The organism is Amycolatopsis xylanica (assembly GCF_900107045.1).
Lineage (GTDB): Bacteria > Actinomycetota > Actinomycetes > Mycobacteriales > Pseudonocardiaceae > Amycolatopsis > Amycolatopsis xylanica.
Map to the genome: position 1 here is coordinate 17,177 of NZ_FNON01000012.1, position 15,106 is coordinate 32,282.

The following is a 15,106-nucleotide window of genomic DNA, read 5'->3' on the forward strand; positions in this document are numbered from 1 at the left end:
AACGATGAACGTCGAACACGAGATCACCGTGGCCGCGCCCGCCGTCGACATCTATGCCTTCCTCGCCGATGTGACGCGGTGGCCGACCGTCTTCGAGCCGACCGTGCACGCCTCGGTGCTGGAACGGTCGGGGAACGTCGAGCGCATCCGGCTGTGGGCGACGGCCAACGGCTCGCCCAGGACGTGGACGTCGCGGCGCGTGCTCGATCCGGCGGGGCTGCGTGTCGAGTTCCGCCAGGAGGTTCCGCGAGCGCCGATCGCGTCCATGGGCGGCGCGTGGGTGATCGAGCCTTTGTCGGCGGGCAGCTCTCGGGTGCGGCTGCTGCACGACTACGAGGCCATCGACCAGTCCGGGATCGCGTGGATCGACCAGGCCGTGGATCGCAACAGCCACAAGGAACTCGCGGCGCTGAAGACGTTCGCCGAAGGCACGGTCGCGCCGGTGCACACGTTTGCGGACACCGTGCACATCAAGGGTTCCGCGGCGGACGTCTACGCGTTCATCAACGAGGCCGACCGCTGGCCGGAGCGGCTGCCGCACGTCGACCGGGTCGCGCTGACCGAGGACATCCCCGGGCTGCAGCTGCTGGAGATGGACACTCGCGCGCCCAACGGGTCGGTGCACACGACCTCGTCCGTGCGCGTCACCTTCCCGAAGCTGATCGTCTACAAGCAGACCCTGCTGCCCGCGCTGCTGTCCCTCCACACTGGACAGTGGCAGATCCGCGAGGTCGACGACGGGGTGCAGGTCACCTCGGAGCACTCCGTGTCCGTGCACGACCCGGCCACGCTCGACCAGGTGCGCGCCGCGCTGAGTGCCAATAGCCTGGCGACCCTGCGCCACGCGAAAGCATATGCCGAGAGCCAGGAGGAAGTCCTTGCCTGACACCGATGTCATCGTGGTCGGCGCCGGGCCGACCGGTCTGCTGCTGGCCGCAGAACTGCGGCTGGGCGGCGCCGAGGTCCTCGTGCTGGAGCGGCTGACCGAGCCGACGACGCAGTCGCGGGCGGGCGCGATCCACGCCAGGTCCGTCGAGATCTTCGACCAGCGCGGCAGGCTGGAACACCTGGGCGAGGTCGCCCGGGACGACCACGGGCACTTCGGCGGGCTCGACCTCGACCTCGGCCAGCTGCCGACCGTCCACCCGGGGCGGATGAAGATCGGCCAGGCTCGGGTGGAAGCCATGCTCACGGACTGGGTGACGGAACTCGGCGGGGAGATCCGGCGGGGTTACGAGGTGACCTCGCTCGAGCAGACCGAGTCCGAGGTGGTGGTCAACGGTTCGCTGACAGCGCGCTATGTCGTCGGGTGCGATGGCGAGCGCAGCAGTGTCCGCGCGCTGGCCGGGTTCGACTTCCTCGGCGTGGACGCCGAGCTGGAGCTGCTGCGTGCCGACGTGCGCGGCATCGAGGTGCCGTTCCGGTTCTTCCAGCGCTACCCCGCGGGTCTCGCGATCGCGTTGCCGATCGACGGCGGGCTCATCCGGCTCGTGGTGCACGAGTTCGGCAGGCCGCCGCAGACCCGGTCGGGTCCGGTGGAGTTCGCCGAGGTCGTCGCGGCGTACCAGCGTGTGACCGGCGAGGACGTCAGCGCGGGCGAGCCGGTATGGGTCGACGCGTTCGGCAACACCGCGCGGCAGGTGACGGAGTACCGGCGTGGCCGGGTGCTGCTGGCGGGCGACGCCGCGCACCACCTGATGCCGGTCGGCGCGCAGGCGATCAACCTGGGCCTGCAGGACGCGTTCAACCTCGGCTGGAAGCTCGCCGCCGAGGTCCGCGGCTCGGCGCCCGCCGGGCTGCTCGACAGCTACCACGCCGAGCGCCACCCGGTCGGCGCCCGCGTCAAGACGAACATCCAGGCGCAGGCCCAGCTGCTGCTCGGCGACGCCTCGGTCGACCCGCTGCGCGAGGTGTTCCGCGAGCTGATCACGCACGACACGGTGCGCGACCACCTCGCCGCCACGATCGCGGGCCTCGACGTCCGCTACGGCGAAAGCCCGCACCCGCTGGTCGGCGCGCGGCTGCCGTTCTCAGCGCTGACCACGGATTCGGGGCTGACGGACACCACGTCGCTGCTGCGCTCGGGCCGCGGCCTGCTGCTGAATCTGTCCGGCGAGCCGTGGACGGCGGCCGGGGTCGACGTCGTGTCCGCCAAGGTGGAACCGGGCAGCGTCTTGTCCGATGTGGACGGTGTGCTGGTGCGCCCGGACGGGCATGTCGCGTGGGTCGCGGGCACCGGCCCGCTGGAGGCGGCCGTGGAACGCTGGTTCGGCGTATGACGTTCCCGTTCCCGGACTGGCAGGGCGTCGGCGACCATCCGGAGCTGGCCAGGATGCGCCGGGAGGACCCGGTGCCGCTGGTGCCGATCGCCTCCGGCGGCACGGCGTACCTGGCGACCCGCTACCCCGACGTCCGCCGCGTCCTGATGGACCCGGTGTTCAGCAGGGCCGCCGCGGCCGCGCGGCAGGACGCGGCGGTGCTGACCCAGCTCAGCCGCCTGCCCCCGGTGCTGATGAACCTCGACCCACCCGACCACACCCGCATCCGCAAGCTGGTCGCCCGCGCCTTTTCAGCGGGGGCGGTGGAGAACCTGCGGCCGGCCGCCACCCGCATCGCCGCAGACCTGGTCGACGACCTGATCAAGGCCGGTCCTCCCGCCGATTTCCTGCACGACTTCGCCAGGCCGTTCCCGGCCCGCGTCATCTGCGCGCTGCTCGGAGTGTCCGATGTGGACCGTCACCGGCTGCGCTCGCTGATGGACATCACCCTGGCCACCACCGACCGCGCCGAGGTCGGCGCCGCGTTCGGCGAGATCATGGGCCTGATCGCCGACCTCGTCGCCACCAAGCGCGAGTCCCCGGCGGACGACCTCGTCTCGTCGCTCATCGCCGTCCGCGACGCCGGGGACCAGCTCAGCGAGCCCGAGCTGCTCTACACGGTGCTGAACCTCTGCACCGGCGGCTACGAGCCGGTCGCGGGCGCCCTGTCGAACTCCCTGCTCGCGCTCTCCCCCGCCCAGCTCGACCGGCTGACCGGCGACCTTTCCCTGCTGCCGGGCGCGCTCGAGGAACTGCTGCGGTACGTCCCGGTTTTCTGTTCCGCCAAGGAAAGGGTCGCGCTGGAGGACGTCGAACTGTCCGGCGTCCACATCCCGGCGGGCTCGACCGTCATCCCGGTGACCCCGTCGGCGAACCACGACGCCGCGCACATTCCGGACCCCGGCCACGTCGACCTCACGCGGACGAGCCCGCACCTGGCGTTCGGCCACGGCGTGCACCGCTGCGTCGCCATCCCGCTCGCGATGATGGAGCTGGAGATCGCCTACACGACGCTGCTCACCCGGCTGCCCGGCCTGCGCCCGACGTGTTCCGTGGCGGACCTCGTCTGGAAGACCGGCCTGGTGACGGTCGGCCCCACCAGCCTCCCCATCACCTGGCGAAGCTGACCCTCCTCAGGGTCGTGAGTGTCTAGACCGGTTATTGAGGGGAAGCGCAAAGGTGGCGTGATCGTGGGCTCGGCTTGGGCATGGGGGTCGTGAGTGTTCCGGCCGGCTCTAACCGGCCATACCACTCACGACCCCCCACTCGGCAGGCCCGCCCGACCATCCGCGTAACCCGGGTTGGGTGAGGGCCTCCCTCACCCAACCCGGGCAGTCAGGGCCTCCCCCACCCAGATATTCGGGTGAGGGAGGCCCTCACCCACTCGGGCTGAGTGAGGGAGGCCCTCACCCAGCTACCCCGCGACACGCCATGTTTGGCTTCCCCTCAATAGAACCGCCCGCAACACTCACGACCGCCTGGCGGCGGGCAGGTTCGGTGAGGTTGTCGCCGCGCGATCCGCGTGCCGGTTTGTATGGCCCTTGTATTTTCCGGTCGTACAAAGGCACGTCATGCGAGTCTTCCGATTCCTCCTCCCCGCGCTGGCGGTGACCGTCGCCGCGCTGTCCGCGCCCGCGACCGCCAACGCCGCCTACAGTGATCCCCTCACCACGACCACCAAGCAGAACTTGGTGTGGCACGCGACGCCCGCCTCGGCGCTGACCGCGCTGGACAACGCGCTGCCCAACGTCAGCCTCAACACCGTGGTCAACGACGCCAACTATCCGATGACCGGCTGCACCACCAAGGAAAAAGCCGCTCTCCCCAAGGCGCCGGCCGCCACCACGGCTCTGTGCTGGGACGCCGACCGGGCGGGCAGCGCGGCTTGGGTCCCGCAGGGCATCACCACCTCCGGCGACGCCGACAACGACGGCATGTGGGGCAACGACAAAATCCTCCTTTCCGGTTGGCATGGAACGGAAACGCTGAACCGCTACAACGACGCGCGCGTCATGGTCGTCAACTACAACAAGCCAGCCGCACCCGCTTTCCGCATGGCCTACCTGGCCGTGCCGAACAGCACCGGCACCGACTTCAGCGCGGCGAAGGCGCATATGGGCGGCATGGCCTGGTACGGCGACAAGATCTACGTGACCGCCGTCGGCAGCACCTCCACCGCGATCCGGGTGTTCAGCACCAAGCACATCCTGCAGATGACCGACAGCTCGGACAGCATCGGCAAGAATCCCAGCGGCTACAGCGCTTACGGCTACAAGTACGCGATGATGCAGATCGGCTACTACAGCTACGCGGGCGGCGCCTGCAGCATGTCCTCCGACACCGGCGTGCCGTGTTTCTCCTCCCTTTCCTTGGACCGCAGCACCTCCCCGGCCAGCCTGGTGACCACCGAGTACTTCTCCGACCAGAGCCTCCACGGCAGGCTCTTCCGCTACGACATGGGCTCGGACTACCTCCTCGACGCGAACTCGTCCGGCTCGGTGGCCGCGACCGAGGCCTACCGCAGCCAGGTGGGCAACATGCAGGGTGTGTTGGCGCACAACGGAAAGTGGTACGTGGCGCACAGCTCGGCCACCCAGGCGGGCCAGCTGTGGACGCAGACCAAGTCCTCGAGCAACTCGGCCACCTGCGGCTCCCCCTCGACCACGGCCTGCTGGGCCACGCACCCGGAGTCGCTCACCTACGACTGGTCCACCGGCCTCGTCTGGTCGCAGGCCGAGTGGTCGACCGCCGACTGCGCCGCAGCGAACCAGACCTGCGGCCGCGCGATCTTCGCCGTCCCGCTGACAGCCCTCCCCGCCTGAGGCCTGAGGCTTGGGGTCGTGAGTGGCACGGCCGGTTCTAACCGGCAATACCACTCACGACCCTGTCGGCCCGCGGCTTAGCCCGGATCACCTCCCAAGGCTTCGGGCCTGCGGCTGGGCGGAGTCGGGAGGTACTCCCCCTGATTCTCCGGATCACAGCCGACCCGAGGTAGCCGCGCGCGAATCCCGCCGGGTGTCCGCTCGAAGTAGTGAGCGATCGCCTCGACGCTTTCGCCTGCCAGCCAACGCTTTTCCAGCTCGGCGTCCTCGCCGGACGACCAGGACTGGCCTTGTTTGGCCGGCCGGTCGCCTGGTCTTCGGCGCGGCGGCGGCTTCGGTCTGCCCACGAAGTCGAAGAGGCTCTCCGCGAGCAGCTCCGCCACGGTGGACACGACCTGGGCTTGCAGATCGAGCCGTCCTTCGGCGACCGGATCGCCGTCGGCATCGGCGCCGCCGATGGTGATGGCGACCCACTGCGAGGGTTGGGTGTGGTCGTCGCTCGGCTGCGCGGCGACCTCGATGCGATAGGTGTTGGTGCCGACCCGGATCTCTGTCCGGTGCTCTTTGCTGATGTTCATGCCCGCGACGGTAGACCGGGGCACCGACAGTTTTGTCACTTTCCGCGCCCGACCTGCTGCTCTCCGAAATTGTCGGGGCCTCGGCGTACCGTGATTCCATCACATTCGGCGACGAGGGAGTGACGATGAGAGAGCATCAGTTCTGGCGGCTGATCCGCCAGTCGCAGCGGGGCACGCACACCGGGCCCGGTTTCCTGACCACGATGACGAAGAGCCGCCAGCAGGTGATCCGCCTGCGGCACAGCGTTGAATCGCTGCCCTTCTTCGAGATCGTGCGGTTCCACCACATCCTGCAGCGCATCCACCAGCGCGCCAACTCATGGGAGATGTGGACCGCGTTCGGGATCGTGCTCGGCAGCATGGACGACGAAAACTTCCGTGAAGCGGTGTCCTGGCTGATCCTGCAGGGCAGACGAAGATTCACCAGAGCCGTCGCTCAACCGGACCTGCTCGCGGAGCTGGAGTTCGACGAGGACGAGGTGATCGACGCCGAGCCGCTGGGCGGCATCATCTACGACATCCTCGTGCCGCTCGGCAATGGCGACGATGTCGACGAGACCATCGCCGAGGAGGCGATCTACGACGCCTTCGGCTTCGTCGGCAGCGAGCGGCCGGACGGCGAGCAGCTCTCGGAAGATCTGCCGAGCCTGGCCGCGAGGTTTCCCAAGCTCGTCGCGAAACACGTGGCTCCCGGGGCCGAAGCGCTGCCCGAAACCGCCGTCCTGGTGCCGAAACACTGGTGCCCCGACCTGGCGGACCAGATCGGGGCACCGTGATGGAGCGCTACTCACTCAATTCAGAAGCGAAGCAGCTGCGGGAGCAGGTCCTTCTTGGCGTCGGCGCCAGCCTTGGCCTTGTCCGACCGCTGGGTCGCGGCCGCCGCACCCTCGGGCACGGGCTGCGGGACCGGCTCGCACTGGGCGTCCGAGTGTCCCTGGCCGGGGGTGCGCTTCGGCAGCGTGCCGTTGGCCAGGTAGTCGGCGATCTTGTCGTCGACACACGCGACGCCGGAGAGCGAACCGGAGTGCGTGGTGCCACCGGGCGCGCTGATCAGGCTGGAGTTCGGGTAGCGCTTGCGCACCTCGAGGCTGCCGGGGTACGGCGTGGCCGCGTCGAGCTCCTCGTCGATCAGCAGGATGCCGGGCACCTTGCTGCCGTCGATCTCCACCGGCTTACCGGCCTTGGCTGGCCAGTAGAGGCACGGCGCGTTGAACCAGGCGTTGCCCCAGGTCTCGAACGGGGCGCGCAGGTAGGTGAGCCAGTTGTCGATCTTCCACTTGGTCCAGCTCTTCGGCCACTGCACGTCGGTGCACTGCACGGCCGCGTAGACGGCGAAGCCGTTGTCCGCGCCCTCGCCCTGCGCGTTCGAGTCGTCGTAGAGACCCTTCAGCGTCTGCCAGTCACCCTTGTGCACCCAGCCGTCGAAGGCCTCGGCCATGTCCTTCCAGCCGAACACGTAGTACCCGGCCTGCAGGAAGACGTCGGTCCACTCGTCGCCGCCGATGATGCCGCCAGCGGGGTTGGCGTAGAGCTTCTTCTGCTCGGCGTACCAGAGCTTCTCGACGTCCTTGCCGGTCTTGCCGAGGTGGTAGACGGAGTCATACTTGGCGACCCAGTCGAAGTAGATCTTGATGTTGCGGTCGAACGCGACATCCTGGTCGAGGTTCGCCTGGTACCAGACCTTGCGCGGGTCGACGTTGCCGTCGAGCACCATCCGCCGGACCTTCTGCGGGTACAGCGTGCTGTACACCTGGCCGAGGTAGGTGCCGTAGGAGAAGCCGTAGTAGTTGATCTTCTCCTCGCCCAGCGCCTTGCGCAGGTTGTCGACGTCCTTCGCGACGTCGACGGTCTTGATGTGCTCGAGCAGCGGGCCGTTCTTCTTGCAGGCCTCGGCGTAGCCCTTGGACCTGGCCAGCCAGGTCTTCTCCAGCTCACGCGTGGTCGGCACGTACTGCGGCCGGTTGTAGCTGAAGTAGTTGCCGTCGCAGGTCAGCGCCGGCTTGCTGGAGCCGACACCGCGCGGGTCGAAGCCGATCCAGTCGTAGTTGTCGCCCGCGCCGTTCGGCACCGCGGTACCGAGCGTGGACAGGCCGAGGCCCGAGCCACCGGGGCCGCCCGGGTTCACGACCATGATGCCCTGCGACTGCGGGGTCTTGTGCTTGACCCGCGAAACGGCGATCTGGATCTTCTCGCCGTTCGGCTTGGCGTGGTCGAGCGGCGTCTCGAGGAAACCGCACTCGGCGCCGGCCTTCTGCAGGCGGGCGCTCTCGCACTTGCCCCACTTGATGGGCGCCGGGGCGAACTCCGAAGCCGCGGGCGCCGCGCCCGCCATGGGGGCGATGGCCGCCCCGCTGACGAGGAGGCTCGCGGCCGCGACCGCGGCAGCAAATTTGTTCACGATGTTCCTTTTCGTCGACGTTCGTCCCGATTTCAGGGAAAATACCGAGTCTTGCCAACAACTTCGCCGACCGACACGGATTTCACCATCCGTCTTTCGTTGGTATTTCCTACACTCGTCAGCGATCTGATTCGGACAAACGTAGCGGGTCCGCCACCTGGCGTACTCGGCACCTACCCATCCGGTGGAGGTAAAAATGCAGGCCGCGCGGGACCTGGTCGACGCCGTCCGCACAGGGCTGGCGACGAGGGCGGATCCGGTGAAAGCGCCCGAGATGCGGGCGTACATGAAGTCCGACATGGACTTCCTCGGCGTCCAGAAACCGGCCAGGCGCGAGCTCACGAGAGAGATTTTCCGCGCACATCCGCTGCCCGATCGGGAATCGTTCACCGAAGCCGTGCTCACCTTGTGGCGCGACGCGAAGTACCGCGAAGAACGATATGTCGCGCTCGACCTCACCGGCGACAGGGCGTACGCGCGGTGGCTGGACTCGGAATCGCTGGGGCTCTACGACGAATTGATCGTCACGGGCGCCTGGTGGGACTACGTGGACGAGATCGCCGTCCGCCGGATCGGCCCGATACTGCGCGCGGAGCCGGAGGTGCTCAAGCCGCGGCTGCGGGACTGGGCGGCCGACGCCGACCGCTGGCGGCGCCGCACCGCGGTGATCTGCCAGATCGGCTCGAAGGACGCGACCGACACCTCACTGCTGTCCAAGACCATCGAGCTGAACGTGGCCGACAAGGACTTCTTCCTGCGCAAGGGCATCGGCTGGGCGCTGCGGGAGTACGCGAAAACAGACCCCGGGTGGGTGCGACAGTTCGTCACAGCCCACCCGGGGTTGTCGGGGCTATCCCAGCGCGAGGCGCTCAAACACCTCTAGGCACGCAGCTCCGCGCCGTACCGCTCGGCTGCGGCCGCCACAGCGGCGTCCTTGGCTTCGATGGCCTCTTCGACCTTCAGCGTGCGGTCCGGGGCCCGGAACCGCAGCTTGTAGGCCAGCGAGCGCTTGCCTTCGCCGATCTGCGAGCCGGTGTAGGTGTCGAACAGCTCGATGTTCTCGAGCAGGTCGCCCGCCGCACCACGCAGCGTCTCGGCGAGGTCGGCCGAGGGCACACCCGCGTCGACGACGAGCGCCACGTCGAGCAGCACCGGCGGGTACGCCGAGATCCGCGGCGCCGGGCGCGAGTCCGGCAGCGGGATGGCGTCGAGGTCGAGCTCCATGGCGACCGTCCGCTTCGGCAGGCCGAGCGCTTCGATCACCTTCGGGTGCAGCTCGCCCGCGTGCCCGACCGGCCAGTCGCCGACCAGCAGCTTGGCGCAGCGACCGGGGTGCCACGGCGGCAGGTCCGCAGCGGCCACGGTCAGCTCGATACCGGAGGCCGCCGCGATCGTGCGGGCGGCCTGGACCGCGTCCGCCCAGGTGGCGTCCTCGCCCTTGCCCCACCAGCCGGAGCGCAGGCGCTCGCCGGTGAGGACCGTGGCCACGTGCGTCGGCTGGAGCGGGACCGAGGCTTCGAGCAGCGCGAGCTGCTCGTCGGTCGGGCGCCGCTCGACGCCGAGGTCCGGCACCGGCAGCGGCTTGGCACCGGGCAGCACGACCTGGCCGATGTAGTACAGCGCGAGGTCCTTGAAACCACGGGAGACGTTGCGCTGCAGCGTCTCCAGCAGCCCCGGCAGCAAGGTGGTGGCCAGCTGGTCCTTGTCCGCTTCGAGGGGATTGCGCACCCGCACGGTGTGGCGGCGCACGTCGTCCTCGGCGAGGCCGAACGCGTCCCACACGGACTTGGAGATGAACGGGAACGGCTGCACCTCGACGTACCCGGCCTCGGCCAGCGCACGCGAGACGGCACGGCGGCGACGCTGGGTGTCGGTGAGTCCGCGACCGGCGGGCGCGGCGGGCAGCACCGACGGGATGCTGTCGTATCCCTCCAGGCGCAGCACCTCCTCGACCAGGTCGGCGGGCTGCAGCAGGTCACCACGCCAGCTCGGCGGCGCGGCGGTGACCAGCGCGGTCCCGTCGTCGCTCGCGTTCAGCTCGACCTTGCAGCCGATCTGGCCGAGCCTGCGCACGGTGACGCCGCGGTCGTAGTTCACCCCGGCCACGCGGTCCGGCAGGTTGATCGGCATGGTGATCGCGGGCAGCGGCTCCACGCCGCCCTCGTCGGTGCGGCCCGGCTGGATCGAGCCGTCGCCGTACTCGCGCAGCAGGCGCGCGGCACGCTCGACGGCGTGCGCGCACAGCTGCGGGTCGGTGTAGCGCTCGAACCGCTTGGCCGCCTCGGAGAACAGCTTGTGGCGGCGGGCGGTGCGGCTGATCGAAGCCGGGTCCCAGTGCGCCGCCTCGAGGAGCACGTCGGTGCTCTCCGGGGTGATCTCGGTGCTCGCGCCACCCATGGTGCCCGCCAGCGAGATCACGCCGCTGTCGTCGGCGATGATCACGTCGTCGGGGTCGAGCTCGCGGACCGCATCGTCCAAAGTGGTCAGTTTCTCGCCCGGCTTGGCCTTGCGCACCACCAGGTCGCCCTGGACGGCGCCGGTGTCGAAGGCGTGCAGCGGGTGCCCGACCTCGAGCATCACGTAGTTCGTGACGTCGACGGCCAGCGAGATCGACCGGATGCCGGACAGCATCAGCCTGCGCCGCATCCACCACGGTGTCGGCGCGCTCGCGTCGAGTCCGGTGACCCGGCGCAGCACGAACCGCTTGCAGCCGTCGGTGTCCTCGATGTGCACCGGCCAGGCGTCGCCCTCGGCGCCGGGCAGCTCGAAGCTGCCGGGGTCGCCGAACGGGACGTCCAGCGCGTTCGACAGCTCACGGGCCAGCCCGCGGATCGAAAGCGCGTAGCCGCGGTCCGGGGTCGGGGTGAGCTCGAGGACGGTGTCGCCGAGACCCATGAGGTCGCGGGCCTCGTCGCCGGGGCTCGCGGTGCCGGGCGGCAGCACGAGGATCCCGTTGTGCTCGTCGCCGAGGCCGAGTTCGCGGGCCGAGCAGATCATGCCGTCGCTGATCCGGCCGTAGGTCTTGCGCGAGGCGATCGCGAAGTCGCCGGGCAGCACCGCGCCGGGCAGCGCGACGACGACGAGGTCGCCCTCGGCGAAGTTGGTGGCGCCGCAGACGATGCCGCGGGTGCGGACGGCGGCGGGGTCGTCGCCCTCTTCGAGCTCGGGTGCGTGCTCCTCGCCGACCTCGACCCGGCAGAACCGGATCGGCTTCTTGAACTCGGTGAGCTCCTCGATCTCGGCGACCCTGCCGACCACGAGCGGGCCGGTGACCTGGCCGAGCGGCTGCACGTCGTCGACCTCGATGCCGATGCGGATGAAGGCGTCGACCAGCTCCTGCGGCTCGATCGCCTCACCAAGGCCGAGGTGCTCGGTCAGCCAGCTGACGGGGACTCGCACTACGCCTCCGTTCCGAAGGGAAGGGTGAAGCGGACGTCGCCCTCCACCATGTCGCGCATATCCGGGATTCCGTTGCGGAACTGCAGGGTGCGCTCGATGCCCATGCCGAAGGCGAACCCGGAGTACACCTCGGGGTCGACGCCGCAGGCACGCAGGACGTTGGGGTTGACCATGCCGCAGCCGCCCCACTCGACCCAGCCGGGGCCGCCCTTCTTCTCCTCGAACCACACGTCCACCTCGGCGGACGGCTCGGTGAACGGGAAGAAGTGCGGGCGCAGGCGGGTCTTGGAGTTCTCGCCGAACATCGCGCGGGCGAACGCGTCGAGCGTGCCCTTGAGGTGGGCCATGGTGATGCCCTTGTCCACCGCGAGGCCCTCGACCTGGTTGAAGACGGGGGTGTGCGAAGCGTCCAGTTCGTCGGTGCGATAGGTCCGGCCGGGGCATACGACGTACACCGGCAGATCGCGGTGCAGCAGGGTGCGCGCCTGCACAGGGGAGGTGTGGGTGCGCAGCAGCAGCCGCGAGTCCTCCTCGCCGGCGTAGAAGGTGTCCTGCAGCTGGCGGGCCGGGTGGTCCTTGCCGAAGTTCAGCGCGTCGAAGTTGAACCACTCGGCTTCGAGCTCGGGACCCTCGGCGACCTCGTAGCCCATGGCGATGAAGGCGTCGGCGATCTGCTCGGAGATCGTGGTGATCGGGTGCCGCGCGCCGCGGGCGACGCGGTCCCACGGAAGGGTGACGTCGACCGTCTCCTCACGCAGCACGCGCTCGTCCCGCTCGGCCTGCAGCACGGCCAGGCGCGCGTCGTAGGCGGCCTGGATGGCCTGGCGCGCCTCGTTGACGAGCTTGCCTGCTTCCGCCTTCTCCTTCTTGGGCAGCGCGCCGATCTCGCGGCGGGCCAGCAGCAGCGGCGACTGGTCACCCAGGTGCGCCGGTTTGACGGCGGCCAGCGCGTCGAGGTCGGTTGCCGCGGCGAAGTCCGTTTCGGCCTTCTTGATCGCAGCCCGCAGGGTTTCGGGCGAAAGGGCTTCGCCCGCGGTCGGGTTCTGCTGTTCGGTGGCTCCGGACATAACTCCTCGGCGTCCGTTGGTGACGGGATCGGCGGCCGCACGCGGCCAGGACGGCACGCGTGAGGGATGACAGCCGATTCTAGGTGATCGGCTCATGACACCGACCGGGAACCCTCGCCAGCGTCAGCGGGTGACGAAGGCGTCCTGAAGATCAACATCGGCGAACTCGCCCGCGACCGTGCCTTCGGCGGCGTACCGGTACAGCGCGGTCTGGTAGATACCGGACAACGTGCTCGTCAGTATCGACACGACCAGCAGCCAGCAGAAGGCCAGTCCGAGGCAGACGAACCAGGTGATGGCACCGCCGAGCAGCGTGCCGGGGAGCAGGAGCACGATCACCCCGGCGAGTGAGACCAGGAAACCGGCGAGGCCGATCCCGCCCTGCCCGGCGAGGTTCTCGCCCCAGGTGCGCTTGAACATCTCACCCGACCGCTTGGCCGACTCGCGCACGGTGCGGTTCTCCAGCATGAGCACCGGCAGGACCAGGTAGGTGACCAGACTCCAGGCCACATCGACGCCGCGGGCGATGAGCGTGCCGAGGAAGCCGAGCCGCTCCTCGATCACGCGCAGGATCATCGTCACGGTGGCGGTGATGATCGCCCAGCCCAGCAGGCGCAGCCAGTTCCGCCCGGCGGCGCGCAACCCGGCGCCCACGCTCGGGTCGCCGCCGCGCAGTGCCACGTCGGCCTGCGAGATGAGGGCGGCGTTGAAGAAGACTGTCACGAAGGCCGCCGCGACGTAGAACAGCGCGAGCAGTCCCCAGGAGCCCGGGGCCACCTTGACCTCGTTCATCAGGCCGTTCCGCGAGACGAAGAACGCGGGCACGAGGAACACGAGCGCGACGAGCAGCCCGGACACGCCCGCGAGCACGGGGAAGGTGGCGAGTTCCTTGCGCGAGCGCAGAACTCTCAGCGAAGCCTTGAACAGTGCGAACGATCGAGCCAGCCGGCCCATGGAAACCCCCAGAAAGTGACCACAGTGGACTCCGGGAGAATACTCGCTCAGCTTCGGCGTGCGGCCATCGCGCTGGCGTAGACGCAGACTGCGGCGGCGGTCGCCAGGTTCAGGCTTTCGGCCTTGCCGTAGAGCGGAATGCGGACCGCACTGTCGACGGCGCCGAGCACGTCATCGGACAGGCCGTGCGCCTCGTTGCCGAACACCCACGCGGTCGGCACGGCCAGGTCGATCGTGTCGAGCTGGTCGTCGGCGTACCCGTGCGCCGCGCGCGTGGTCAGCCCGGCTCCGGCGCAGGCGGCCAGCGCTTCGGGGATGTCGCGCACGCGCGCGATCGGCAGGTGGAACAGGCTGCCCGCGGCCGCGCGGACGCATTTGCCATTGTGCGGGTCGACGCTCTCGCCCGCGAGGATCACGGCGTCGGCGCCCGCGGCGTCGGCGACCCGGATCACGGTGCCCGCGTTGCCGGGGTCGGCCACGTCGACGAGTACGGCGACGAGCTTGGCGTCGGTGCCGAGCATCCCGGCGAGCGGCCGGTCGAGCAGCTCGCACACCGCGACGATGCCTTGCGGCGTAACGGTTTCCGAGAGCCCCTCGGCCGCGCGGTCGGTGATGGCGGACACTCGTATGCCGAGTTCGCGGGCATGCGCGACCAGCGCCGCGTGCTGGGTGGACGCCCGCTCCGCGACGAAGAGCTCGTGCACCTTGCCGTGTGCCAGCGCCGCTTCGACGGCGTTGGCGCCCTCGGCGAGGAACCGGCCGGTCTTGTCACGCTCGGCGCGGCGGGTCAGTTTGCGCGCAGCAACAACCCGGGGTGTCCGTTCGGTGAACGGATCGGCCCCGGGCTGTGTGCGCGCGTCTGAGGAGATCAGGCCGACTTCTTCTCTTCGGTGTTGACGTTCGCCTTGGCGAGCTCGGCGAGCGCCGAGAACGCGGCGGCGTCGTTCACCGCGAGGTCCGCGAGGATCTTGCGGTCGACCTCGACACCAGCGGCCTTGAGGCCCTGGATGAAGCGGTTGTAGGTCACGCCGTTCTCACGGGCGGCCGCGTTGATGCGGGTGATCCACAGCTGGCGGAAGTCACCCTTGCGGGCACGGCGGTCCCGGTAGGCGTAGTTGAGCGAGTGGAGCGTCTGCTCCTTGGCCTTGCGGTACAGCCGCGAACGCTGGCCGCGGTAACCGCTGGCCAGTTCGAGAGTTGCGCGACGCTTCTTCTGGGCGTTGACCGCCCTCTTGACGCGTGCCACGGGTCCATCCTGTCGATCTAGGGGGGCGGATCACACCCCGGGTGGTTAAAGGTACGAGCTGGAGAAGGTCTCAGAGACCCAGGAGGCGCTTCACGCGGCCGACGTCGGCCTTGTTGACCTCGGTCGTGCCCTCGAGACGACGCGTCAGCTCGCTGGACTTGACCTCCATCCGGTGGCGGCGGCCGGCCTTCTGGCGGCGCAGCTTGCCGGTACCCGTGATGCGGACCCGCTTGGACGTGCCCTTGTGCGTCTTCATCTTCGGCATGGGGGAGCTTTTCCTCTTTCAGGCGGCAGCACACCGGAGACCGGTGTGCTGCGACATGC

General features: G+C 69.3%; 14 protein-coding genes. 6 read left to right on the forward strand and 8 right to left on the reverse strand.

The annotated features are described in order from the left end of the window. Window positions 1-4: 4 nt before the first annotated feature. From BLV57_RS37900 to BLV57_RS37915, 4 genes are all read left to right on the forward strand, one after another. Window positions 5-886 carry an aromatase/cyclase gene (locus tag BLV57_RS37900; protein WP_091298224.1) on the forward strand — a complete coding sequence of 294 codons (882 nt, stop codon included), beginning with the start codon at window positions 5-7 and terminating at the stop codon, window positions 884-886. Continuing rightward, entirely contained in the window at window positions 879-2,279 is a 1,401-nt protein-coding gene (locus BLV57_RS37905) for an FAD-dependent monooxygenase (protein WP_245757681.1), read from the forward strand. Before BLV57_RS37900 ends, BLV57_RS37905 begins: the two co-directional genes overlap by 8 nt. Further along, a complete protein-coding gene (locus tag BLV57_RS37910; RefSeq protein ID WP_091298229.1) occupies window positions 2,276-3,445 on the forward strand; it encodes a cytochrome P450 in 1,170 nt (389 codons plus the stop codon). Before BLV57_RS37905 ends, BLV57_RS37910 begins: the two co-directional genes overlap by 4 nt. Window positions 3,446-3,889: 444 nt before the next feature. Then, entirely contained in the window at window positions 3,890-5,140 is a 1,251-nt protein-coding gene (locus tag BLV57_RS37915; RefSeq protein ID WP_091298231.1) for a hypothetical protein, read from the forward strand. Between the two features lie 77 nt (window positions 5,141-5,217). Here BLV57_RS37915 and BLV57_RS37920 read toward each other — a convergent pair whose 3' ends face one another. After that, complete coding sequence (locus tag BLV57_RS37920; RefSeq protein WP_091298234.1) at window positions 5,218-5,718, reverse strand: helix-turn-helix domain containing protein; 501 nt, start codon at window positions 5,716-5,718, stop codon at window positions 5,218-5,220. Between the two features lie 125 nt (window positions 5,719-5,843). Here BLV57_RS37920 and BLV57_RS37925 point away from each other — a divergent pair, with 125 nt between their 5' ends. Next, window positions 5,844-6,494 (forward strand): DUF4240 domain-containing protein, encoded by a 651-nt coding sequence (locus tag BLV57_RS37925; protein ID WP_143047255.1) that lies wholly within the window; start codon window positions 5,844-5,846, stop codon window positions 6,492-6,494. Between the two features lie 20 nt (window positions 6,495-6,514). Here the strand turns inward: BLV57_RS37925 and BLV57_RS37930 are convergent, their stop codons facing one another. Continuing rightward, window positions 6,515-8,116, reverse strand: a complete 1,602-nt coding sequence (locus BLV57_RS37930) for an alpha/beta hydrolase (protein ID WP_245757682.1) — start codon at window positions 8,114-8,116, stop codon at window positions 6,515-6,517. 196 nt (window positions 8,117-8,312) lie between these two features. Here BLV57_RS37930 and BLV57_RS37935 point away from each other — a divergent pair, with 196 nt between their 5' ends. After that, window positions 8,313-8,999 carry a DNA alkylation repair protein gene (locus tag BLV57_RS37935; RefSeq protein ID WP_091298238.1) on the forward strand — a complete coding sequence of 229 codons (687 nt, stop codon included), beginning with the start codon at window positions 8,313-8,315 and terminating at the stop codon, window positions 8,997-8,999. On the opposite strand, the gene pheT is transcribed toward BLV57_RS37935, so the two are convergent. The 6 genes from pheT to rpmI form a co-directional block, all read right to left on the reverse strand. Further along, window positions 8,996-11,515 carry a phenylalanine--tRNA ligase subunit beta gene (gene pheT / locus BLV57_RS37940; RefSeq protein ID WP_091298241.1) on the reverse strand — a complete coding sequence of 840 codons (2,520 nt, stop codon included), beginning with the start codon at window positions 11,513-11,515 and terminating at the stop codon, window positions 8,996-8,998. The genes BLV57_RS37935 and pheT overlap by 4 nt on opposite strands. Next, a complete protein-coding gene (gene pheS, locus BLV57_RS37945) occupies window positions 11,515-12,582 on the reverse strand; it encodes a phenylalanine--tRNA ligase subunit alpha (RefSeq protein ID WP_091298242.1) in 1,068 nt (355 codons plus the stop codon). Before pheS ends, pheT begins: the two co-directional genes overlap by 1 nt. A 123-nt stretch (window positions 12,583-12,705) precedes the next feature. Next, window positions 12,706-13,536: a DUF6159 family protein gene (locus BLV57_RS37950; RefSeq protein WP_091298244.1), complete on the reverse strand. Its 831-nt coding sequence runs from the start codon at window positions 13,534-13,536 to the stop codon at window positions 12,706-12,708. Window positions 13,537-13,583: 47 nt separating this feature from the next. Further along, window positions 13,584-14,405, reverse strand: coding sequence for a TrmH family RNA methyltransferase (locus tag BLV57_RS37955; protein WP_176969001.1), 822 nt, complete (start codon window positions 14,403-14,405; stop codon window positions 13,584-13,586). Further along, entirely contained in the window at window positions 14,405-14,782 is a 378-nt protein-coding gene (rplT, locus tag BLV57_RS37960) for a 50S ribosomal protein L20 (RefSeq protein ID WP_091298248.1), read from the reverse strand. The genes BLV57_RS37955 and rplT overlap by 1 nt, the downstream gene beginning before the upstream one ends. A 70-nt stretch (window positions 14,783-14,852) precedes the next feature. Further along, complete coding sequence (gene rpmI, locus BLV57_RS37965; protein ID WP_091298250.1) at window positions 14,853-15,047, reverse strand: 50S ribosomal protein L35; 195 nt, start codon at window positions 15,045-15,047, stop codon at window positions 14,853-14,855. Window positions 15,048-15,106: the final 59 nt, after the last annotated feature.

What these genes read in the sequence shown, in the direction of transcription:
- BLV57_RS37900 (WP_091298224.1), top strand. Translation starts at nt 5, where the DNA reads ATGAACGTCGAACACGAGATCACCGTGGCCGCGCCCGCCGTCGACATC.
- BLV57_RS37910 (WP_091298229.1), top strand. Translation starts at nt 2,276, where the DNA reads ATGACGTTCCCGTTCCCGGACTGGCAGGGCGTCGGCGACCATCCGGAG.
- BLV57_RS37915 (WP_091298231.1), top strand. Translation starts at nt 3,890, where the DNA reads ATGCGAGTCTTCCGATTCCTCCTCCCCGCGCTGGCGGTGACCGTCGCC.
- BLV57_RS37920 (WP_091298234.1), bottom strand. Translation starts at nt 5,718, where the DNA reads ATGAACATCAGCAAAGAGCACCGGACAGAGATCCGGGTCGGCACCAAC.
- BLV57_RS37925 (WP_143047255.1), top strand. Translation starts at nt 5,844, where the DNA reads ATGAGAGAGCATCAGTTCTGGCGGCTGATCCGCCAGTCGCAGCGGGGC.
- BLV57_RS37935 (WP_091298238.1), top strand. Translation starts at nt 8,313, where the DNA reads ATGCAGGCCGCGCGGGACCTGGTCGACGCCGTCCGCACAGGGCTGGCG.
- pheS (WP_091298242.1), bottom strand. Translation starts at nt 12,582, where the DNA reads ATGTCCGGAGCCACCGAACAGCAGAACCCGACCGCGGGCGAAGCCCTT.
- BLV57_RS37950 (WP_091298244.1), bottom strand. Translation starts at nt 13,536, where the DNA reads ATGGGCCGGCTGGCTCGATCGTTCGCACTGTTCAAGGCTTCGCTGAGA.
- rpmI (WP_091298250.1), bottom strand. Translation starts at nt 15,047, where the DNA reads ATGCCGAAGATGAAGACGCACAAGGGCACGTCCAAGCGGGTCCGCATC.